Genomic DNA, 18,188 nt, shown 5'->3' with positions numbered 1-18,188 from the left:
CACACCACCGCGCAGCGGTACGGCTCGGGCCGGGCCATCGCGCTCAGGACGGCTGGTCGTGGGTGGTCAGGTGGTGGCGGAGGATGGTCACGAACTGGCGGAACGTGCGGTTCATGTCGAGCTCCCGGTGCAGCAGCCACTGGATCTGCAGGCCGTCCATCATCGCGATCACCAGCGTGGCCACCGTCTCCGGGTCGGTGTCGGTGCGGAAGGTGCCGGTCTCCTGGCCGTGGCGGATCGCGGCGGTGATGCGGTCGCGGATGTGGTCGTAGCGGTCGACGAAGAACGCGTGGGCCGGGTGGTCGGCGGCGACCGCCTCGCCGACCAGGACCGTGAACAGCTGGACCAGCTCCGGGGTGCCGGCGTTGCGCTCGACCAGGTCCTCCAGGGCGTGCAGGGCCGCGTCGCCGCCCTCCTGCAGCGCCTCCCGCATCGCCGCCCGGGACTCGCTGTCGCGCTCCTCCAGCACGGCCATGAGCAGGTGTTCCTTGGACGGGAAGTGGTGCAGCAGGCCGGGCTGGGTCAGCTGGGCGGCGTCGGCGTCGGCGACGGCGGCGAGCGGGGCGCCGCGGTAGCCGTTCTGGACGAACAGCGGCACCGCGGCGCGCAGGATCTCGGCGCGGGTGCGCGCACCCCGATGGGTTCCGGCCGCCTCCGAAAGCCCGCAACCGCCGCCGCCGTCGTCCTGCTCGTCGCGTCCCCGGCCGCCCCCGCCCGGGCCGCCACCACCGACCCCGACCCGAGCCGCCTCGAGCTCGCCAACGCCGCCCTCTCGCGCCAGGCCGCCACCGAGGGCATGGTGCTGCTGGACAACCAGAGCCGCGCCCTGCCCATGGCCCGCTCCGGCAACGTCGCGCTGTTCGGCGTCGGCGCGTACAAGACCGTCAAGGGCGGTACCGGCTCCGGTGACGTCAACAACCGCTACACCGTCACCGCCCGCCAGGGCCTCGAGAACGCCGGCTACCACGTCACCACCAGCGACGCCTACTGGTCGGCGATGACCGCCGCCTACGACGCGAAATATCCGCCGCCGCCCCCCGGCACCATCTTCGGCCCGGCCGTCGACTACGCCTCCGTCGAGCAGGTCCTGACGAATGCCACCGTGCAGCCGAAGGCGCCGACGGACACGGCCCTGTTCGTCGTGGCCCGCAACTCCGGCGAGGGCAGCGACCGCTCCTCCGGGCCCGGCGACTACCAGCTCACCGACACCGAGAAGGCCGACCTCACCCTCATCGGCAAAACCTTCAAAAATGTCGCGGTGGTACTGAACGTCGGCGGCGTGGTCGACACGAGTTTCTACCCGGCCGTCAATGCCGCGGCGCGGGACCCGCGCGGCGGCCCGGCGCTGGACGCGCTGCTGCTCATGAGCCAGGCCGGGCAGGAGTCCGGCAACGCGCTCGTCGACGTGCTCAACGGCACCGTCGACCCGTCCGGAAAGCTCACCGACACCTGGGCGTCGAAGTACTCCTACTATCCCGCCGCGGCCACGTTCGCCGGCAACAACGGCGACGCCGCCACCGAGGAGTACTCGGAGGGCATCTACGTCGGGTACCGCTACTTCGACTCGTTCTACAGGACGCTGAACCCGGCCGACCCGGCGAGCGTCGTCAACTACCCGTTCGGCTTCGGCCTGTCCTACACGACGTTCCGCATCGAGCCGCGCCGGGTCGAGGCGAACGCGGAGACGACCACGGTCAAGGTGACGGTGACCAACACCGGTAGCCGCAGCGGCCGCCAGGTCGTGCAGGTGTACTTCAGCGCGCCGCCGACCGGGCTGGACAAGCCGTACCAGGAGCTGGCCGGCTACGCGAAGACCGACGAGCTGCCGCCGGGCGCGTCGCAGGACCTGACCATCGCCTACGACACCACGCAGATGTCCTCCTACGACGAGACCCGCGCCGCCTACGTCATGGACGCCGGCGACTACGTCGTGCGGGTCGGCGCCTCCTCGCGGGACACGCACGTCGCGGCGAAGCTCAGCCTGAACACGACGGTCGTGACCGAGCGGGTCAACCACGAGGCGACCGACCAGAAGCCGGCGACCGAGCTCACCAGCGCGCCGGCGAACTTCTACGGATACCAGAGCGAACGCAACGAACTGGCGCGGGCGCAACGGATCGCGCTGCGGGCGTCGTCGTTGCGGACCCGGGACAGCCGCTCACCGTACGAGCAGTCGGTGCCGGTGCCGACCGACTCGCCGTACTACGCGATCGACGGCAGCCCGATCGGCGCGACCACCGCCTATCTCGACCCGAGGCAGAGCAACTGGGAGGGCACGGGCGCGCCCTACACGCCGAAGGCCGGCGAGCGGGTCAGGCCGGTACACCCCGCGGCCGGCGCCACCCTCTACGACGTCGCCCGGGGCCGGGTGGGCTTGGAGCAGTTCGTCGCCGGCCTCGACCTCACGCAGCTGGCGAACATCGTCGAGGGCGCGTCCGCGGCCGGCTCCACCCCGACGGCCGTCGGCGCCGCCGGCTACACGACGGCCAAGTACGAGAACCTCGGCATCCCGGGCATGACCGCGTCCGACGGGCCGGCCGGGCTGCGCATCACCCAGCAGATCACGACGACCACGCCGACGACCTACCAGTGGGCGACCGCCTGGCCGATCGGCACGATGCTGGCCCAGACCTGGGACCGGGACCTGGTGCAGCGGGTCGCCACCGCCGTCGGCGCGGAGATGGTGACCTACGGCGCGACGCTGTGGCTGGCGCCCGGCATGAACATCCACCGCGACCCGCTCAACGGCCGCAACTTCGAGTACTACTCCGAGGACCCGCTCATCGCCGGGCTCACCGCGGCCGCGACGACGAAGGGTGTGCAGAGCCACCCGGGGGTCGGGGTGACGCTCAAGCACTACGCCGAGAACAGCCAGGAGACCCAGCGCAACTCGTCGAACTCGGTCGTCGGCGAGCGGGCCCTGCGCGAGATCGAGCTCAAGGGCTTCGAATACGCGGTGCGCTCCGCGCAGCCGATGGCGGTCATGACGTCCTACAACAAGATCAACGGTACCTGGGCGTCCCGGAACTACGACCTCGTCACCGACATCCTGCACGGCGAGTGGGACTTCCAGGGCCTGGTCATGACCGACTGGGGCGGCAACCACGGCGCCACCGGCACGATGTACGCCGGCAACGACCTCATCATGCCCGGCAACAACCCGAACGAGGTCGTCAACGCGGCCAAGAAGGTCGCCCCGACGATCGACGCCGGCGGGCTGCCGGTCTACAACAAGACGATCCGGGTCCGCAACGGCACGACGACCACGACCTACGCGTGGTCGCTGGGCAACCTGACCCTGACCGCGGCCGGGAGCCAGACCGTCAGCACCACCGTCGACCAGCACAGTGACCTCAGCAAGCCGCTGTCCGGGACCACGACCACGGTCTTCACCCCGAATGCGCCATTTGCCTCCGTCCAGGACGCCTACGCAGCGGTACAGGCCCTGCTCGCTCCGGACAGCACCGCGCTCACCGCCGATCAGAAAGCCGCGATCCAGGTGACCGGCGTCGTGCACGACGGCACCGGTGCCGTCACGGAGTACTCGGTCGTGCTCAAGGGCAACTACCCGGCGAGCTACGACCTGCGCCTCGGCGACCTGCAGCGCAGCGCGATGCGGATCCTGCACCTCGCGATGCAGAGCCTGCCGTTCCAGCAGCTGGCCGCGCTGCAGCACGTCCGCGGGATCGCCGTGGGCCCGTACACCGGCCAGTTCCACCACCTCCCGGCCTTCGTCACGGTGGGGAGGGACCGCGTGCAGCGACACGGCTGACGCCTGTTGGCAGCGCGCCAAGAGGCGTAGAGTGCGGCGCCATGGGGTACCCGCCGGAGCCCTGGTCGTTGCGCGGCCGCATGTACGTCTCGGTATGGGCGCTGCCCGTCGCCGCCCTCCCGCCGATCCCGCCCGAGCTCGCGAGCACCGTGCGAGTGGCCCGGATCGGCGGGCGGGCGCTCGTCGGCGCCGCCTGGGTGGACTACCGCCCGGGCGGCGACCTGAGCTACCGCGAGCTCCTCGCGGCCGTGCTGATGCGGCAGGGCTGGCGTTCGCGGGTGACGATCACGCACATCTGGGTCGACAGCCCGGCGTCCCGTGACGGCGGCCGGGCGCTGTGGGGCATCCCGAAGGACCTGGCCGAGATCGAGCTGACCGACACCCGCGCCGCCGCATCGGTCGGCGCCGAGGCCACGATCCGCGGCGCGCGTCCGTGGCTGCGGCTGCCGATCGGGTTCACGTGCACGCAGGAGCTCGGCGGCCGGGCGAAGACGACGCCGGTGCGCGCGACCGCCCGGTGCGGCCCGGCCCGGCTCCGCTGGCACCTGGAGCCGGACGGGCCCCTCGGCTTTCTGCACGGCCGCAAGCCGCTGCTGACGCTCGTCGCCGACGACTTCCGCATGCGCTTCGGCGCCGCCCCGCCGTCACCTTAGGCCGACTGCCAGGTCACCGCGTAAGTGGCGCCGTCGGGGCGGTGCTCGACGACGAGTTGGCCGGACCACGGGGGGTGCGGCCCGACGCGGACGTCGACGCCGCCGGTGTAGCCCTTGACCACCTTTTCGCCGGGGCCGTCGGAGACGCGGAGCTGCGTCGTCGCGGTACCGTGGGTCGCCCAGTCGACCCTGGCCTTGGAGCCCGGGCCGGCGAAGCCCGCGGCCGCGGCGAGGTCGAGCAACCCGAGGCGCCAGCCGTTGTTCTGCTCGACGTCGACCAGACGCATGATCGTGCTCCGGGCGCCGCTTTCCACCCGGATGAAGGTGGATTTGGGTTCGAGGGTGATCCAGGTGTCGCCTCCGTCCGCCACGTCCACCATCCGCGGCTGATCCGTAGGGCCTGTGCCCAGCCGGACCGGGCCGACCCGCGCCTGCCAGTGCAGCCCCAGCCGGCCGGGCCGGGCCGGATCGGTGGTCAGCGTCAGCCGGGTGATCGCCGGGCCGACGGTGACCATGGTGTCGTCCGTGCGCTCGTCGCGGCCGCGGGCGGTCAGGGTGTAGGCGGTGGTCGCGGCCGGGCGGACGGGATACTCGGTCGCGCCGCGGGGCAGGTCGACGGCGCCGCCGAGCCACGCCAGCCGGTAACCGGTCGCCCAGGCCGCGTCCCAGCGCAGGGTGGACTCCTCGCCGGCCCGCACGACCGCCGGCTCGGCGGCCAGCCTGCGCAGCTCCACCGGCATGACCGTGACCGAGGTGGACGCGACGGCCGGCGCGTGCCGGCCCCGGCGGGCGGTGAGCTGGAAGGTGGTGTCGGCGTCGACCCGCGGCACGAGCAGCGTGCCGGACTTCTCGTCGACGGGGATGCGGCCCGGGTCGATGGTCGCCGAAGCCGCGTTGTGGATGCGCCAGGACAGCGTGACCGGGTCGCCCCCGGCCACCCGGCGGGGCGTGGCAGTGAATTCGGCGATGGCGATGTCGGCCACCGTCACCGTGAACTGGCGCGTCGCCGGCCGCCCGTCGCCCTCCGCAACGAGCGTGTAGGTGTAGGTGTCGGCCGGGCTCACCGGCAGCGTGCCGTCCAGCCCCACGCGCTCGGTGCCGTCCGGCGTGGTGAGCGTGCAGGCGCCGGCGTTCACGGTCTCCCATTCGAGCACGCTCTCCTGGCCCACCTCGATCTCGGCCGGCACTCCGGTGAACTCCACGATCCGCGGCGGCGCCGCGACCTTGCGGATGGCCAGCGCTGTGCCGTCGCCCAGGTTCAGGTGGGCGGTGCCGGGCTCGGTGTTGACGGCGACGCCAGCCAGGTCGAACGTGATGGACCCGCCGGGTTCGAGCCGGAAGTCGCGGCGCCACGGCACGGCGCTGAAGGTTCCGGCGCCGTCGGCGCGCGCGTACCACTGGGTGGTGCCGGCCGCGGCGGCGACGATGCCGCCGACCTCCTGCTCGCTGGTGAGCCGGTCGCCGCCGTCGCCGGGGTCGAGCGCGAACTCCAGGTGGTCCAGCGCCACGGCGTCGGCGCCGGTGTTCGTGATCCGCAGCCGCAGCGCGACGACGGTCGGGTTCGTTCCGGGCCGGCTGTATGGCACCTCGTCCGGCTCGACGGTGTATCGCAACATCGCTGCTGTCCCTCCAGTCAGGTCGTCTGCCAGTCCACGGCCGCGTAGGCGCCGCCGCGGTGCTCGACCGTGAGGTCGCCGGTCCACAGTGGACGGAATGCCGCGCGCGGGCCGACGTGGACCGGCACTCGTCCGGCGGCGCCCCTGATCGGCCTGGTCGAGGAGTGGTCGGCGACGTCGCCGTAGGTGGTGCCGCCGTGCGTCACCCACTCGACCGCGGCCTTGGCGCCCGGGCTGGTGAAGCCCGCGGCCGCGGTCAGGTCGAGCCGCTCGACGCGCACGCCGTTGTCCTGCCCGAAGCCGCTCAGGGCCAGGACCGCGGACCGCTCGCCGCTCGCCACCCGGATGTGGGTGACCCGCGGCAGGCGCGTGATCCAGCGGTCGTCCTCGTCTGCCACCGGCTCCATCGGCGGGGCGGAGGTGCCGCCCACGCCCAGTTCGGCCCGGCCGCCTTGCACCTTCCAGCGCAGCCGCACCCGGCCGGGCCGGTCCGGCTCGGTGACCAGGGTCAGCCGGGTGATGGCCGGGCCGGCGGTGACCGTCACGTCGTCCGTGCGCTCGTCGCGCCCGCGCGCGGTCAGCGTGTAGGTCGTGGTGGCGGCCGGGTGGACGGCGTGGGCGGTCGCGCCGCGGGGCAGCTCGACGCTGCCGCCGGGCCACGCCAGCCGGAAGCCGCTGGTCCAGTCGGCCTCCCAGTGCAGGGTGGAGGACTCCCCGGGCCGCACGACCGGCGGCGTGGCGGCCAGGCCGTCCAGCTCCACCGGCATGACCTCGACCGAGTCGTACGCGACGACCGGCGTCTGGCTGCCCCGGCCGGCGGTGAGCCTGAAGCGGGTGTCGGCCTCGACCCGCACGGGCCGTGCGCCGGACCTGGGGTCGACCTCGAGGCGGCCAGGGTCGATGGTCACCGACGCCGCGTTGTGGACGTCCCAGCGCAGCATGACCTCGTCGCCCTTGGCCACCCGGCGGGGCGTGGCGCTGAATCCGGCGATGGCGATGCCGGCCACCGTCACGGTGCACCGCTGCTTCGCCGCCGGCCCGTCGCCCTCGGCCACGAGCGTGTAGGCGTAGGTGTCGGCCGGCCACACCTCCGCGAAGCCGTCGAGCCCGACGTCCTCGGTGCCGTCCGGGGTGGTGAGCGTGCAGGCGCCGGCCCCCGTGGTCGCCCACTCGAGCATGCTCGGCCGGCCCAGCTCGACCTCGGCCGGGACGCTCTCGAACTTCACGATCCGGGGCGGCGCCGGGATCTTGCGGATAGCGAGGGCCGTGCCGTCGCCCAGGACCAGGTGCGCGGTGCCGGGCTCCCGGTTGACCACGATGTCGGCGAGGTCGAACGCGATGGACCCGCCGGGCTCGAGCCGGAAGCCGCGGCGCCACGGCACGGCGCTGAACGTCCCGGCGCCGTCGCCGCGGGCATACCATTCGGTCCCGCCGGTCGCGGCGGCGACGATGCCGCCGACCTCCTGCTCGCCGGTGAGCCGGTCGCCGCTGTCGCCCGGGTCGAGCGCGAACTCGAGCCGGTCCAGCGCCACGGCGTGGCCGCCGGTGTTCGTGACGCGCAACTGCAGCGCGACGGCGCGCGGGGCCGGTCCGGGCCCGCTGACGGGCACCTCGTCCGGCACGACGGTGTATCGCAGCATCGCGGTCATCCCTCCGGTGCTTCCATGGTGTCCAGTGTGGACACGACACAGGTCGTGCTGCGGGGCCGGTCGGTGTGCTCGTCGATCCGGACGGCGCACATCGCGGGCCACGGGTTGACCCGGATCGCCCGCACGGTCAGGGTGGTGCTCTGCCCGGCCGCGATCGGCTCGGGGGTGCGCGGCCGGCACCGGTAGACCCCGGCCGCGAGCTCGTCGACGTGCCAGTCCGGCGCGTCGACGACCAGGTCGTCCGGGTCGCCGGTGAGGTCGTCCGGGCCGGTGCCGACGGGCAGCGTCAGGACCAGGCCGAGCCCGGTGACGTCCGCGCCGCTGCCGTTGTAGGCCGTGAGGCGGACGGTCGCGTAGCTCGGGTGCCGCGGATCGGCCGTGCAGGCGACCGCGCGCGGGGTCACCGTGTAGGTGAGCCGGGTCCGCCGGTCGGCGGGGACGAGCCGCAGCCAGCCCTCCCGGGCCGTCACCGGCGCGCCGGGCAGCCGGGCCGTGTCGTCGGCCGCGGCGATCGGCTGCTCGAGGAGCCGGCCGGGCCGGGCGAGCTGCAGCCACGACCACTCGCCGCTGGTGGCGGCCAGGGGGAAGGCCGGACCGCCGCCGTCGTCGAGGACCGGGCCGGTCCGCACGGTCACCGCCATCCGGCGCAGCGCGGGGGTGACCCGCGCGCCGGGCAGCGCGACCGCCACCGGCGGCAGCAGGCCGCTGATCGCGTGGACGGCGGCGTGCGGCGCGACGAGCGCGGTGACCGCCGCCCCGGCCGGCTCGTCCAGGGCCGCGCGGACCGGGCGGCGGGCAACGTAGCCGCCCGGGTCCGGCCGGGCGGGCGCGAAGGGCGAGTCGACGTGCCTGTAGTCGTCGCCGGTGTACCAGCCGACGACGCCGTCCGCCGGCAGCTCGGTGCTGCCCAGCCGGACCGGCGGGCGGAGGCGCTCGAAGCCGCCGGTGTCGGCGCGGCCGGTGCCGGCCCAGCGCTGGGCGGTCGCCGGGCCGCCGGGCAGCCGCCAGCGCACCGCCAGCCGGGCCACCGCGACCGGCTGGCCGACCGGAATCGGCAGCTCGGCGTCGCTCCACGCCGGGTCGCCCCGGTCGTCGGCCCACGCCGCGTCGGCCATCAGCCGGAGCAGGTCGCGGACCGCCGCGGCCGGGTCGGGCCGGCCCAGGATGCCCGCGACGAGGCCGCGCAGGTGGGCGTTGCCGATCCGGTCGGCCGGGACGCCGTCCTGCGGGGCGGGCCACCACCAGGCCCCCTGCAGGGACAGCATGAGCTGGCCGAGCATGGTCCCGGCGGCGTCGTAGACGGCGACCGCCCGGTCGAGGGGCTGGCCGAGCAGGAACCCGCACAGCGGGTCGGCGCCGGTGTCGACGCCGACCTCGCACCGGTCGTCGGCGGCGTCGAGCAGGGCCAGCTCCAGCCGGGCCGGCTGGGTGATCCGTGGCCGCAGCACGGCCAGTCCGGGGACGTCGCCGGTGAGGTCCGGGTCGCACACCAGCGGCGCCGGTGCGGCGTCCATGACCCGGAACACCTGGCCGAAGTCGTCGACCACGCGCAGGTCGACGATCTGCAGGTGCCCGGCCCGCAGCGGCTGGAACTGCCGGGCCAGCGCGCCGGCGAGCGGCCGCCATTGCGGCGCCCAGCGGCCCGGCGCGGCCGGTCCGCGCACGGTGTCGGTGCCGCGCTGCAGCAGCAGCGGTCCGAGCCCGCTCAGCGACTGGCTGAGCAGGTCGGCCCGGCGCAGGTCGGCGGCGAGCGCGCGGGCGCCGGGCGCGAACCCGGTGAGCCGCTCGACGGCCCCGGCGAGCACCTCGCCGGCCTGGGGCGTGAGGAGGGTGCGGCCGGTGAACACCAGGCCCGGCCGGCGTTCGTCGCGGCCCCGCCACGCATACCGCCAGTCGTCCGGGCCGGTCTCGTCGTCGCCCGCCGGCGGCGCCCAGTCGCGCAGCTCGTCGCCGTCGCGGTCGGCCGCGGGGTGGAAGCGCACCTTCCAGTCCAGGTACAGCGGCGACCACGGCGACTCCCACAGCCGGAACGACACCACCGACGGCAGCGCGCCCAGCCCGTACAGCGTGCGCAGGCGGGTCGCCGCCGCGGCCGCGGCCGGGCCGACGGCCGGGTGGAGGGCGGCGTTCCAGATCACGGTCTGGGCGTGCCGGATGCCGGGCAGCAGCGGCCACGGGTCGCCGGGGTCGGCGAGCGCGGCGATGGCGGGCGCGCAGCCGGAGTCCAGCAGGTCGGTCTCCGTCGCCAGGTCCTGGGCCTCGGCCGGGACCCCGGCCACGTCCAGCCGCGGCCGCGGCAGGCGATGGCCGGGCACGTGCACCTCGCCGTGCGCGGTGGCCACGTCGATGCCGGCGAACGTCTGCCCGGAGAAGCGGCAGAGCAGCGTGGCGTCGTCGGTGTGCAGGCCGTCGGCGCCGTGCCGGAACGAGCGGCGGGCCCCGGCGATGACCACCACCGGGTCGTTCGGGTGTAGCGCGGGAGCGCCGTCGACCTCCGTGAGCAGCAGGTGGCCGAGCCGGGCGCGCAGGCCGGCCCGGGCCCGGTCGCGGCGCTCGGCCCACCAGGCGGCCTCGGCGCCCGCTTCGGTGAGCAGCGCGTCGGTGTGCCGGGCCGCGGCGGCCACCGCCGCGGCCCAGCGCTCCCGCAGCGCCGGATGGTGGGCGAGGTAGTCGTGCTTCCAGCGCAGGGCCTCGCGGTCGGCGCGCAGCGCGTCGAGCCGCGCGGTGACCCGGTCGAGCTCGCGCTGGGCGGTGTTGAGCGCGGTGAGGGCGGCGGCCTGGTCCGGGTCGAGGGGCACCGGCCCGGGGCCGCCGTCGGGCCGGTCGGGCTCCGGCGGCGCGACGACCTCCCAGCGGGTGCCGCCGGGCGTGGCGCCGAACCACGTGCCCTGCTCCTCCGGGCCGGGCTCGGCGGTGATCCCGCGCAGGGCGTCCGGCCCGAGCAGAGCGGCGGTGGCGGAGATGACGGTGTTGCCGAGGGCGATGCGCGGGCGCCGGTAGGTGGAGCGCTGCGGGTTGCTCGTCGGGACGCCGGTGAACCGCGGCCCGTCCACGCCCAGCCAGGCGACGTCAGCGAGGGTGCCGTGGCAGATCGTGCGGGCCGGGTAGAGCGTCCGCGGGTCGTGCGGGTCGGTGGTCCGCCCGTGGTCGGCGGCCCAGCGCCGGCCGGCCGCGACGGCGTGGTCGAGGTCGTCGACGGCCCAGCCGAGCCGGGCCAGGGAAGCGTGCCAGTCGGCCACCGTGCGCCAGCCGTCCAGGGGGTCCTGGCCCGGGTCGGCGTACCAGCCGTAGACGCCGTAGGTGACCGGTCCGGCGTCGACGCCGGTGAGCGGGTCGGCGAAGGACAGCACGAGGGGCACGTTCGGCGTGAACGCGGCGAACGTGGCGTCGCCCGGGCCGACCGCGGTCAGCGGGCCGGGCAGCGGGCTCGGCCCGAGCGCGGCCTCCCCCGGGAACTCGGCCAGAGGCCACCACCGGCCGACGTGGAGCTGACCGTCGCCGTGCGGGCCGGGGAACGGCGCGCCGGTGGCGTCCCCGCGCTGGTCGCTCGCGACCAGGGCGCAGAAGTAGGCCCACCGGTCCGGGTGGGCCGGGTCGCGGTGGCGCCGCACGACGAGCCACCGGTTCGGGACGGCCGGGTAGGTGACGACGCCGTCGTCGTCGGCCGCGCCGCCCTGGGTCAGCCCGTCCGGCAGCGACCAGTGCAGGACCGCGCCGGTGAAGCCGGGCGCGCCGGGCAGCGGCGGCTGCGGCGTGAACGGCGCCGGGTCGGTCGACTCGAACCAGGGCAGGAAGCCGTACCGCGGCGGCGTCCACGACCAGCTGCCGGACCGGGCGGCGGCGCTGACGACGAGGCCCTCGACGGCCATCGGCACCAGCAGCGCGGGCGTGTATGTGCTCATCGGTTCGGCTCCTCGCCGTGGAAGGCGCGCCGCTGCGGCGGCGCGACCAGTTGCAGCCCGAGCCCGGCCGGGGTGAGGGGCGGTGCCGGGGCCGGCGCGTACGCCGCGGCCAGGGCCTCCGCCAGCCGCCCGGCGAGGGCGCCGACGTCCACGACGCCGCGGGCCTCGTCGCGCAGCGGCACCGGGACCCGGTGCGCCGGCCGCATCGGCCGGCCGGTGGGGTGGCCGGGCCCGCCGAGGGAGCGCGGCGCCACCTGCGGCGGCCGGGCGCCGGTGCCGAACGCGAGCCCCGCGGCCGGCTGCGCGATCTCGACCCGGCGCACCAGCCGCGGGAACAGCACCAGCAGGACGCTCGGCCCGGGCCGGTCGGTGCGCAGCGGCGTCATCGGCGGCTCCTTCCCGTGCGGATCGGCCCACCCGGTCACGGTCAGCTCGGGGAACCCGGCGACCAGCGCCGAGCGCAGCAGCACGCCGCTGGGGCCGTCCGCGGTGGGCGGGGGTTCGGGACCGAGGGCCGCGGCCACGTACGCGTCCGCCTCGGTGCCGGCCACGGCCGACAGCGCGCCCGCGGTCAGAGCGGCCCGCCAGTTGTGGTCGAGATGGAAGAAGCGCAGCGACTCGACGGGCAGCAGCCGGGCGTCGGCCACCAGGTGCTCGAACGGCACGCCTTGCAGGTCCCGGAGCCGGTCCAGCCACGCCGTCACGTCGGGCGGCGGGGGCGGCACCGCATCGAGCCGCCGGGCCCGCACGTGCCGCCGATTCATCGCCGCCGCCCGTGGTCGTCGGGGCCGGGGCCGTACCGCATCGCGTCCAGCGGGTCCGCGCCCGCGGCTGACAGCGCGGCGACGGCGTCGTCGGCGAGCAGGCCGGGCAGCCGGTGCCGGCGGCGGCGCAGGCCGGTCGGGTCCTCCGTGGCGCCGACGGCGGCTCGCAGCGGTGTCAGGTCGGGCACCTCAGGCCGGTGCCGCGTCCGGCGGGCCTCGCGGACCCAGGCCAGCAGCGCGGTCGTGAACGCCCGGTCGGCCAGGGCGAGGAGGCGCCCGAGTTGCCAGGCCACGGCGAACGAGACGTCGAACAGGCCGAACCGGTCGTCGTAGACGAGGGCGGCCTCGGCCGCCGGGTAGGCCCGCGGCGGCGCCGGGCGCATCGGGACGGGCAGCAGCGGCCCCCGGTACCAGGCGACGGTCCGCTCGCCGAGCCGGGTGCGGTAGTCGACCGGCACGTAGCCGCCCGTGACGGGGTCGTCGGCGCCGTCCGCACCGGGCAGCCGCAGCACCCCCACGTCGAGGCCCTCGACCAGCTCAGTGAAGTACGCCCCGCCCGGGGCGACCGTAAACGACCAGCGCGCCAGCGACAGCAGCCGCACGGCCCGGGTGCCGGCCGGGAGCCCGCCGCGGTCGGCCAGCCGGTCGGTGAACCCCTCCAGGGAGACCAGGTGGGCGAGGTAGCGGCCGCCGGGCGCGCCGGTGGGGAAGCGGCCGGCGAGGACGACCGCCTGGCCGTCGCGGGTGTGCACCAGCCACGGCAGCTCGGCCGCGCTCGGCGCGACGGTGGTGAAGGCTGCGGCCGGCACGTCCACCACGACGCACTCGCGGTCGCCGTACAGGTCCCGCCACCGCCGCTCGGTGTCGGCCGGCAGCCGCGGGCCGATGACGCCGTCCGGCGGGTGCAGGTATGCGTCGAGGGTGACGTTGCCGGCGCCGGTGAGGTCGTCGCCGGTCTCGGCCCCGTCCAGGTCGGCCGCGTCGAGCAGCAGCAGCGCGAGCCACGGCCGCCCGGTGCCGGGCGGCTCGGGGTCGATCTCCCACGGCAGGCTGGCCCGGCCCAGCAGCACGTGCGGCAGGGTCGCGGCGAAGTCACCGGCGGCGTGCGCGGGCGGGTAGACCCCGGCGACGTCGCCGGGCGCGAGGCCGAGGTGCGGCCCGTCGACCGTGATTCGCCGCTCCGCCGCGAACGCCGGCGGCGAGACGAACGGCGCGGGCAGCGTCACCCGCTGCTCGGCGATGAGGCGGTAGTCCCCGGCGGGCAGCGCCGGCCGGGCGGCGTCGGTGAGCCGGACGTCGTCGGTCATGACAGGGATACCTCCGCGGTGAGTCCGGTGGCCGGGGCGGGCGCCGGCGGGCGGTGCGGGTCCAGGCCGGTCATGGTGCCGCCGCGCGGGACGAGCTGCACGACCGTCGCGCCGTCCAGCTCGACGGAGCCGTGGTGCACCGGCAGCGGCCGGCGCCGGCCGAGGGCGTAGGCGTCGACGGGCCCGCCGTCGGTATGGACGGTGAGCGTGTCCGCCCGGTCGAGCAGCGTGACCGTGAGCCAGCCCGGCTCGACGCCCTGCGCGGACTCGACCAGGTTCGCCTCGGCCAGGCGGCGCAGCGTGAGCCTGGTCCGCAGCTGCGGGACGGGTGCCTGCGGCCGGATCAGCATCCCGGCGGTGAGGAACGCCTGCGGGGCCAGCGGGACGAGGGCGGCCGGGCCGTCCGGGGCGTACACGGCGAGCAGCACCGTGCCGGGCGGGACCGGGCCACCGTCGCCGACCGGCAGCGGCCGGCCCTGCGCGTCGAGGGCGACGGTCCGCAGCGGGAGCCGCCCGCGCACCCGGAGCCGGGGTGCGGTGCCGTCGGCGATCCGCCAGGCCGCGCAGCCGCCGGGGCCGAGGACGACCGCGGCGCCGATGCCGTCGAGGGCGGCCCGGCCGCGCAGGGTGCCACGGTGATGGGTGACGGCGCCGGTGGGGTAGACGCGGGACAGCACGACGAGCGCGGGCGGCGGCGCGGGCACCGGCGGCCGTGGCACCGGCTGCGGCCCCGCGACGGCGGCCGGGAGCAGCCGCGGCCGCGTGCGGATAGCGGCGCGCGGGCCGGTGGTGCCGGGCGGGCCGAGCATCGGCGGCACCGGGAACTCCCGGCGCACGTCGCGGGCCAGCCGGGTCAGGTCGTCGGAGCGCAGGCCGCGGGCGATGCCCCGGTCCCGCAGCGCGGCGATCAGGCGGTCCCGGACGGCGGCAACCGCGGCGACCGTCCCGGCCACGACATCGCGTCCGTCCACTGTGGGCGCCGGGGTGCCGCCGTCGATCGGCGGGCGGGGCGGCAGCGGCAGCGGGCCGGGCGGCAGGGCGGCCGTGAGGAGCTCGGCCCAGGCGACGTCGAGCCGGCCCGGCGTGCCCGGCGGCGGGGGCGATCCGGCCGCGCCGATCAGGCCCGGCACCTCGGGCAGCCGCTGCTGGGGGTGGCCGCTGTTCTCGGTCGCCCACAGTGCGCCCGGCATCAGCTGCTCCCGCCCGGTCCAGGCCCAGCCGCGCAGGTCGGCGTCGGTGCCGTCGGCGCGGCGCAGGGTGACGGTGAGCGGGGCGGCGACGCGCAGCGAGCCGAGCGGGTAGACGCCGGCCGGGTGGCCGGGCAGGATCCGCAGCGGTCCGTCCGAGCCGCCCGGCCCGGTCAGCGCGATCTCGGTGGCCGGGATCGCGGTCTCGACGCTCAGGACGGCGGCGGCCGCGGTCACCAGCAGCACCTCGGCGGTCCCGTCGGCGACGGTGCCGAGCAGGCCGGCGTCGATCTGTGGGCGGCAGACGTCGGCGGCCGCGGGCAGGAACGCGGCCGCGAACTCGGCCCACGTCGCGAGGACGCGGGCCTGGCCGCCCGGCCGCACGCCGCCGTTGATCGGGATGGTGAACGAGATGATCCACCAGTTGACCCGGGCGACGCCGCCGAGCGGCGGCCCCCACAGCTCGACCGACGCGGACAGCTCGGTGGTGAACGTGCGCCGGATCGCGCCGATGGCCAGGGTGTAGGAGACGCCGATGCTCAGCGCGATCGACACGTCGAACCAGAACGGCCGCCAGCACATCAGGAAGTCGGCCGAGGCGCGCAGCCAGGCGCCGAGCGCGCCGGCGCGGAAGGTCAGGTCGAGCTCGCCGCCGGCCATGACGCTCGACGGGGTGAGCGCGAAGTAGGCGCTGCCGGCCAGCCGCAGTGTGTCGGACATCGCCCAGGCCACGCTCAGCCGCGGCACCTGTGGATAGTGCTCCGGCCGGTGGTAGCGCGGGTGGTAGCCGCCGGCGGTGAGGACGAAGTCGCCGGTGTGCCGCTCGCCGAGCCACAGCCGGAACGCGAAGCCGCCGCCGAGCCGGCACTGCGGGTCGATGACGAACGAGTTCGGGGTGAGCGTCGCGGTCACCGCCACGGTGCCCTCGGCCGGGCGGATCACCGCGTCCACGACCAGCTCCAGGTACGCGTACGGCTTCCCGGCCCCGGCCTTCGGCAGCTGCAGGGCGCCGACGCCGAGCAGGGCGATCTCCAGCTCGGTTCCGAACCGGACGATGAGCAGCAGGAAGGTCTCGAGCAGCTGGAACGAGGTGGCGCGGACGCCGGCGGCGAGCCAGTACGCGCCCGCCTCTGGTGGCACCCAGCCGCCGGCGCTGAGCAGGCCGAGGGCCGCGACCGGGTCGCCGTCGGGCACATACCGGTCGCCGAGGCGGGCCGCCTGGATGAGCGGGAACTCCTGCGCCTGCCCGGGCGGCGGCAGCCGCAGCCCGCGCTGGTAGCCGAACCCGGCCGCCACCGCGGTGACGAAGAACGCGGGTGGCCCGCCGAACGCGCCGGTGGCGAGGGCGAACACGAACAGCGAGGCGCGGCCCTCGATGCTGGTGTACGAACCGGCCGCGGCGACGCCGAACCGGCCGAGCCGCATGAGCAGCGAGCCGTCGTAGGCGTCGCCGGTGCGCACCAGGCTGCCGCCGAGCTTGACGGCCTTGGTGTCGAGGGCGACGCCGAGGCCGTCCAGGTCGAGGCGGATGCCGGCCGGGCTGATGTCGGCCTGGTCGAAGGAGACGGTGAAGCCCTGCAGGTCGAGGTACAGCGCGGTGGTGCGCACGGTGGCGTCCAGGAGCACGGCGAGGCGGCCGCCGGCGGTCCGCACCCCGATCCGGCCGAGGGTGAGCGGGCCGATGCTCTTCTGCACCGGGAACCACTGCACCGCGTCCGGGCCGGCGACCGTGTCTGTGGCAGTGTCCGAGCCCGGGGCGACGACGACGCGCTCGGCGGCGTCGCCGGACAGCAGCGTGAAGGCGAGCTGGAACCCGGCCCGGTAGGCGGGCGACGGCTCGTCCGCCGGCAGCGGCAGGTGCACCGTGCCGGCCGGGATGTCGGCCGACGCGTACACCACCCGCAGGTCCTGGATCCCCAGCCCGGCCAGCATCCCGCCGACGACGGGCACGCCGCTGAGGTCCACGGTGGAGCTGATCTGGACGCCGGCCAGCACGACGTTGCCGGGCAGCACCGCGAGCAGGACGTCGGCCGAGCCGGTGTCGTCGCCGGGCCGCCCGGCCACGGCGTAGCCGGTCACGGCGCCGCCGCCGGCGGTCACGCCGACGGTGTCGAGCACGACGTCCGGGATCCAGCTCAGGACGGGTGCGGCGGCCGGCGGCAGGCTGTCCACGAGGTCGCGCAGACTGATCGGGGCGGTGGCCCGCAGCTCGAGGTGCGGGTCGTCCAGGTTGATGAGCACGCGCACCTGGACCGGCCCGCGTGGCCGCCCCGGGGGAAGGGCGGCCACCGCAGGGACACCGGCCCGGTCAGGACCGGCGGCCATCCCCGCCGACCGTGATGTTCGCCGTGGACATCTGCCGCGGCGTGGGCGCCGCCGCGACGATCGGCGGATCGTCGTCGGGGTTCGGCCGGCGCTCGATGCTCAGCGCCAGCTTGCGGATGGTCACCGTGCCGAACGTCATCGTCGGCAGGCTCAGCTCGGCGGCCCAGCGCTCGGTGTCGGTGTACTCGACGCCGAGCAGGGTCTCCGGCTCGCCGCCGTCGACGCTGCGGCGCAGCCGGATCTCGTAGGGGTCGCCGTCCTCCTCGGGCCAGCGCACGGTCATCGAGTACCGCACGTCGCTGTACGTGAACTCGAGCACGTACGGCTCGCCGGGCTGGCGGGGCGAGTGCACGGTGACGATGTAGGTCTTGCCGCCGACTTCGATCTCGAGATCGAACGCGCCGGAGATCGAGGCGGCCACGGCCGCGTCGTCGCCGGCATCGCGGCCGCCGTGGCCGCCGTGGCCGTTCGGGCCGCGCCGGGCGAGCTCCGCGCCGACCTCGTCGGTGATGGTGCCGGTCAGTTCGGCGAGCTCGTCGCGCTCGCCGAACCGGCGGATCGTCGGGCTATGCATCTGCGGGTTCTCCTTCTGCTGGTGGCCGTGCTTCCTTGTGGACGGTGAGCGTGTGCGCGGTGCCGTCGGGCCCGCGCACGACGATCTGGGCCGGCCCCGGCAACGGGCCGACGACGAGGTCGCCGAGGTGGACCTCGACGTGCCCGCCGGGCGGCACCCCGGTGGCCGGCGGCAGCGGCAGGGCGAAGAGCAGGCCCTCGCCGTCCGTGCCGACGGCCCACGGGGTCCGCGCGCCGGGTGTCACGGTGATGGTGCTGGGATCGGTGGTGAGGGCGGCCGGCTTGGGGACCTGGTCGTTCGACACCAGCAGCCGCAGCTGCGGGCACGCGACCGGGCCGTCACCGAGATTGGTGACGATGACGGTCAGCGCCACCACGCTCGGCCGGCCGGGCGCCGAGCAGGCCACCCGGTCCGGCTCGACCCGGTAGCGGAGCATCGC

The 18,188-nt window shown here is 75.9% G+C and carries 11 protein-coding genes; 2 read left to right on the top strand and 9 right to left on the bottom strand.

Annotation, left to right across the window (positions count from 1 at the left end; translation table 11 throughout):
* Positions 1-43: 43 nt before the first annotated feature.
* Positions 44-610 carry a TetR/AcrR family transcriptional regulator gene (locus ACIA8L_RS20725; RefSeq protein ID WP_395908043.1) on the bottom strand — a complete coding sequence of 189 codons (567 nt, stop codon included), beginning with the start codon at positions 608-610 and terminating at the stop codon, positions 44-46.
* A 27-nt stretch (positions 611-637) separates the two neighbouring features.
* On the opposite strand from ACIA8L_RS20725, the gene ACIA8L_RS20720 reads away from it, so the two are divergent.
* Both ACIA8L_RS20720 and ACIA8L_RS20715 read left to right on the top strand, forming a co-directional pair.
* Positions 638-3,772, top strand: a complete 3,135-nt coding sequence (locus tag ACIA8L_RS20720; RefSeq protein WP_395906781.1) for a glycoside hydrolase family 3 protein — start codon at positions 638-640, stop codon at positions 3,770-3,772.
* A 41-nt stretch (positions 3,773-3,813) separates the two neighbouring features.
* Positions 3,814-4,425 (top strand): acetoacetate decarboxylase family protein, encoded by a 612-nt coding sequence (locus tag ACIA8L_RS20715; RefSeq protein WP_395906779.1) that lies wholly within the window; start codon positions 3,814-3,816, stop codon positions 4,423-4,425.
* Here the strand turns inward: ACIA8L_RS20715 and ACIA8L_RS20710 are convergent.
* Genes ACIA8L_RS20710 through ACIA8L_RS20675 form a run of 8 tightly spaced genes read right to left on the bottom strand, consistent with a single transcriptional unit; the run spans position 4,422 to position 18,185 of the window.
* Complete coding sequence (locus tag ACIA8L_RS20710) at positions 4,422-6,041, bottom strand: hypothetical protein (protein ID WP_395906777.1); 1,620 nt, start codon at positions 6,039-6,041, stop codon at positions 4,422-4,424. The two genes, ACIA8L_RS20715 and ACIA8L_RS20710, sit on opposite strands and share 4 nt — an antisense overlap.
* Before the next feature lie 17 nt (positions 6,042-6,058).
* Positions 6,059-7,690, bottom strand: coding sequence for a hypothetical protein (locus tag ACIA8L_RS20705; protein ID WP_395906775.1), 1,632 nt, complete (start codon positions 7,688-7,690; stop codon positions 6,059-6,061).
* Positions 7,687-11,592, bottom strand: coding sequence for a hypothetical protein (locus tag ACIA8L_RS20700; RefSeq protein WP_395906773.1), 3,906 nt, complete (start codon positions 11,590-11,592; stop codon positions 7,687-7,689). The genes ACIA8L_RS20705 and ACIA8L_RS20700 overlap by 4 nt, the downstream gene beginning before the upstream one ends.
* The gene (locus ACIA8L_RS20695; RefSeq protein ID WP_395906771.1) at positions 11,589-12,356 is read right to left on the bottom strand and encodes a hypothetical protein; all 768 of its coding nucleotides are present in this window, start codon (positions 12,354-12,356) and stop codon (positions 11,589-11,591) included. The genes ACIA8L_RS20700 and ACIA8L_RS20695 overlap by 4 nt, the downstream gene beginning before the upstream one ends.
* Complete coding sequence (locus ACIA8L_RS20690) at positions 12,353-13,663, bottom strand: hypothetical protein (RefSeq protein WP_395906769.1); 1,311 nt, start codon at positions 13,661-13,663, stop codon at positions 12,353-12,355. Before ACIA8L_RS20690 ends, ACIA8L_RS20695 begins: the two co-directional genes overlap by 4 nt.
* Positions 13,660-17,175 (bottom strand): DUF6603 domain-containing protein, encoded by a 3,516-nt coding sequence (locus tag ACIA8L_RS20685; protein WP_395906767.1) that lies wholly within the window; start codon positions 17,173-17,175, stop codon positions 13,660-13,662. The genes ACIA8L_RS20690 and ACIA8L_RS20685 overlap by 4 nt, the downstream gene beginning before the upstream one ends.
* Complete coding sequence (locus ACIA8L_RS20680; RefSeq protein WP_395906765.1) at positions 17,159-17,749, bottom strand: hypothetical protein; 591 nt, start codon at positions 17,747-17,749, stop codon at positions 17,159-17,161. The genes ACIA8L_RS20685 and ACIA8L_RS20680 overlap by 17 nt, the downstream gene beginning before the upstream one ends.
* Positions 17,742-18,185, bottom strand: a complete 444-nt coding sequence (locus ACIA8L_RS20675; RefSeq protein WP_395906763.1) for a hypothetical protein — start codon at positions 18,183-18,185, stop codon at positions 17,742-17,744. Before ACIA8L_RS20675 ends, ACIA8L_RS20680 begins: the two co-directional genes overlap by 8 nt.
* Positions 18,186-18,188 lie beyond the last annotated feature (3 nt).

This window comes from Dactylosporangium sp. NPDC051541, assembly GCF_044454505.1.
In the GTDB taxonomy this organism is placed as follows: Bacteria; Actinomycetota; Actinomycetes; order Mycobacteriales; family Micromonosporaceae; genus Dactylosporangium.
This window is presented reverse-complemented; position numbering and strand designations above follow the sequence as displayed.